The organism is Candidatus Viridilinea mediisalina (assembly GCF_002532535.1).
Lineage (GTDB): Bacteria > Chloroflexota > Chloroflexia > Chloroflexales > Chloroflexaceae > Viridilinea > Viridilinea mediisalina.
This window is the reverse complement of sequence record NZ_NQWI01000224.1, coordinates 1-3,084: the sequence shown is the minus strand read 5'-3', so window position 1 is coordinate 3,084 and position 3,084 is coordinate 1. Positions and strand designations below refer to the sequence as shown.

At 53.7% G+C, this 3,084-nt stretch carries 4 protein-coding genes; all 4 read left to right on the top strand.

Going from position 1 to position 3,084, the window contains the following annotated elements:
- Window positions 1-305 precede the first annotated feature (305 nt).
- The 4 genes from CJ255_RS21505 to rsmG all read left to right on the top strand — a co-directional run bounded on the left by CJ255_RS21505 (window position 306) and on the right by rsmG (window position 3,010).
- Window positions 306-1,223 (top strand): hypothetical protein, encoded by a 918-nt coding sequence (locus CJ255_RS21505; RefSeq protein WP_097646126.1) that lies wholly within the window; start codon window positions 306-308, stop codon window positions 1,221-1,223.
- Window positions 1,224-1,232: 9 nt separating this feature from the next.
- Window positions 1,233-1,472, top strand: coding sequence for a hypothetical protein (locus CJ255_RS21500; protein WP_097646125.1), 240 nt, complete (start codon window positions 1,233-1,235; stop codon window positions 1,470-1,472).
- A 202-nt stretch (window positions 1,473-1,674) separates the two neighbouring features.
- Complete coding sequence (nadD, locus tag CJ255_RS21495; protein ID WP_097646124.1) at window positions 1,675-2,301, top strand: nicotinate-nucleotide adenylyltransferase; 627 nt, start codon at window positions 1,675-1,677, stop codon at window positions 2,299-2,301.
- Complete coding sequence (rsmG, locus tag CJ255_RS21490; protein WP_097646123.1) at window positions 2,294-3,010, top strand: 16S rRNA (guanine(527)-N(7))-methyltransferase RsmG; 717 nt, start codon at window positions 2,294-2,296, stop codon at window positions 3,008-3,010. The genes nadD and rsmG overlap by 8 nt, the downstream gene beginning before the upstream one ends.
- Window positions 3,011-3,084: the final 74 nt, after the last annotated feature.

Genomic DNA, 3,084 nt, shown 5'->3' with positions numbered 1-3,084 from the left:
TGGAGATTGGAGATTGGAGATTGGAGATTGGAGATTGGAGATTGGAGATTGCCGAACATGGCGTCCCAATGGGCTTTTGCGTTCTTGATGATGCGGCATGTTCAAGGGTGATTGATAGAACACGGGGGCTGATTGATGTCTATGACCGCTTGTAGTTTTTTGAACATCCGTGCTAAAATAAGGCGGAAACGACCAAAACTTGTCGGTAAGGGGCGGCGAGGGAACCTAGTCCCCTCATCTGTATAGGGCGTAGCTCCAAAATACGTTCCAACAGTCGTTAATGAATCACTAAGTAAGGTGACGTTATGGGCAGCAGATATTTAGATATGGTACGGGGACAGCGCCAACGGGGCGGGGGTTGGCAGTTTAGTGCGAAGTCGCTGCTCGCGATCTTGGCTATTGTGGCCATGATCGGTTCCGCTGTCTATTGGTGGGGGGTTCAGAGTCAATTAACCGATAATTACGTTGTAGCAATTGCATTCACCGCAATTCTTGTGCTGGCACCACCTTCATTAACCTCATTCCTGATCCCTTGGTCGCCAGGTGGGATGTTATTGCAAAAGATTAACGCAAAAACCTGGGGGTATGCGGTTATTATTGGTGCCTCACTCTATTTATTGTATTATTCCTTTGAAATACAATATTCTTGGTGGGCTTCACAGCCAACCGTTGCGAGTACAGGATTGGTGTTACAACAAGTTATTATTGGTATTATTGGTTTTATTTTGATTCCAGCCCTGCTTTGGACCCCAGTCACGAGTGAGGAACTGGTCGAACAGGTACGCCAAGCCCATTTGGTGCGGCGCTACGAATTGCAGACTCAGGCCGATATTGCTATTTTGCGTGCAACATTGCTACGAGCGCAAGAAAAAGCCCTCATTGGTTTTGCGAATCTCACGATCGAAGAGAAAGAAGAGCTCGCCGGAGTTATGCGCGGCCTGGTGAAAGGCATTGATCATACCCTTCGTGATATTGGAGATAGTGTCAAAACCGTGAGTGGTGCAACCGTGCCCTTTTCAAGCCTTGATGATAATGAAGATATTCGTGGCTATCTTGATTATATAAGCGATAGCCTGACCGATAATGCGCTCCTGCCTCAACGTGCTGGTCAAGAAACTCACGGTACAACCACTGGCCAGTATATTGCTGGCCAGCAGTATGACGATGAGTACTACGAAGATCCGCGCTACGATCAGCGACGACGTTATGACAGGCAGCGGTGAGGTGTCGCCATGCAAGGCTACCGCTTTAGCAGCAATGGTCGCCTCCCTGAACGAGATATGCTTGATCTTGCCGATCTGCTGGCGCTCCAAATTCACACCAGCCTTGGGCAACGAGTCTATATGCTACCACGTAGTGATGTGTTTACCCTGATTTTGCCCTACATTGACGATCTGAGTGAGGAGGATCAGCACGATCTCTCGTGGATGGTCTGGCACCTCTTTCAGGATGCGCGCGAGATGGATGGGTGAGGAGCTTTCCGTTATAGAGTTTTTGAAGAGATACAGAGATGTTCACCACAGAGACACCGAGAACACAGAGAGATGCAAACCTATTTTCTATTTTCTCGTTTCTGTATCCTTCCACAGAGACACCGAGAACACAGAGAGATGCAAACCTATTTTCTATTTTCTCGTTTCTGTATCCTTCCATCCTTCCCTCCTAGAGGAGATCATGCCCCAGCCTGTACGTATAGGGGTTTTTGGTGGCACGTTTGATCCCATCCACTTTGGGCACCTTGCAATCGCTGAGGAAGCGCGTCTTGCCTTGGGTTTGAGCCAGGTGCGCTTTGTGCCAGCGGCCCGTCAGCCCCTCAAGGGCCGCGTGATGGCTAGTGGGGAACAACGGCTGACAATGGTGCGGCTGGCTTGCCAAGATAACCCGGCCTTCCATGTGGATGAATGTGAATTGCGGCGCCCGCCGCCTTCCTATACCAGTGTGACCCTCGCGAGCCTGCGGGCGGAGTATGGCCCGGCGGTGCAACTCTGGTTTATTCTGGGTGCCGATGCCGCCCGTGAGTTGCCGCGTTGGCATCAGGTTGAGGCGCTGCTTCGCCATACTCACCTTGCCATTGTGGCCCGTCCGCATCAACATGTTGATCTTGCTGCGCTGCAACAAACCCTGCCGCTCCAGCCTGATCAGGTGGTGCTGCTGAGTGGCCCTCAGCTTGCGATTGCCAGTAGCCAATTGCGCCAACGCTTGGCCCAGGGCTTGCCTGTGCGCTACCAACTGCCCGAAGCGGTGCGTAGCTTCATTGAGGCCGAGCAGCTCTATCAGCAGCACGAGGAGGCCCATGACTGATTCTGCCGAGCAAGTACTGCTGACAACGGCGCATGCGTGGGGTCTGCAGCTCGATGCGATCCAGTTGGCCCAGTTTGCCGACTATGCAGCCGAGTTGGTGCGCTGGAATGCGCAGACGAACCTTACTGCGATCACTGAGCGTGAGGCGATCTATGTGCGCCACTTTCTCGATTCGCTGGCCTTGGCGACCCAGTTTGACAGCGCGGCCCCCACGTTGGTTGATCTCGGTAGTGGTGCTGGCTTTCCTGGTATCCCGCTCAAGCTGCTCTACCCCAACGTGGAGTTGTTGCTTGTCGAATCGGTAGGTAAAAAGACCGCTTTCCTACAGCATATTGTGAACCACTTGGGCCTCAGTGGTGTGCGTATCCATACTGGGCGGGCCGAAAGCTTGGGCCACGATCCCCACGAGCGCGAACGCCATAGCCTCGTTACGGCGCGGGCTGTTGCCGATCTGCGCGTCTTGGCGGAATATGGCCTCCCGCTCTTGCGCCTCGGTGGGCTGCTGCTGGCACCCAAAGGTAGCGATGCGGCGAACGAAGCCGCCGCCGCTGCCCCAGCCCTCGCCAAACTCGGCGGACGCCTGCGTACCATCGCCCCCGTAGCACTCCCCGGTCTGCCTGAACGCACGCTTGTCGTAATTGAGAAACTCGCCCCAACCGATCCACGCTACCCGCGCTCGGTTGGTATGCCGGCGCGTCGTCCACTCTGAGATTGGAGATTGGAGATTGGAGATTGGAGATTGGAGATTGGAGATTGGAGATTGGAGATTGGAGATTGGAGATT

Coding starts and splice junctions, on each gene's coding strand:
- CJ255_RS21505 (WP_097646126.1), top strand. CDS start 306: ATGGGCAGCAGATATTTAGATATGGTACGGGGACAGCGCCAACGGGGC.
- CJ255_RS21500 (WP_097646125.1), top strand. CDS start 1,233: ATGCAAGGCTACCGCTTTAGCAGCAATGGTCGCCTCCCTGAACGAGAT.
- nadD (WP_097646124.1), top strand. CDS start 1,675: ATGCCCCAGCCTGTACGTATAGGGGTTTTTGGTGGCACGTTTGATCCC.
- rsmG (WP_097646123.1), top strand. CDS start 2,294: ATGACTGATTCTGCCGAGCAAGTACTGCTGACAACGGCGCATGCGTGG.